Source organism: Microbacterium sp. GbtcB4 (genome assembly GCF_019091465.1).
Taxonomy (GTDB): domain Bacteria; phylum Actinomycetota; class Actinomycetes; order Actinomycetales; family Microbacteriaceae; genus Microbacterium; species Microbacterium paraoxydans.
The window spans coordinates 1-238 of the sequence record NZ_JAGXJJ010000526.1; the positions used below are offsets into that span (position 1 = coordinate 1).

Annotated in this window: 1 pseudogene; it reads left to right on the forward strand. The window is 75.6% G+C overall.

Going from position 1 to position 238, the window contains the following annotated elements:
- A pseudogene (locus tag KVS71_RS18700) lies at nt 1-238 on the forward strand (porphobilinogen synthase); the annotation flags it as partial.

A 238-nucleotide genomic window follows, 5' to 3' on the forward strand; every position in this document is an offset into this window, starting at 1 on the left:
CGCTGCGTTCCGCGGCCGTCGAGGCCGCCGAGGCCGGAGTGGGCGGCATCATGCTGTTCGGCGTTCCCGCGGTCCGCGTCGCCCGAGGCTCCGGTGCGGTCGACCCACAGGGCATCCTGAACGTCGCCACCGGGGCGCTGGCGGCGGAGGTCGGCGTCGCGCTCGTCGTGCAGACCGACCTCTGCCCCGACGAGGTCACCGCTCACGGTCACTGCGGCGTCCTCGCCGCAGGCGGGTC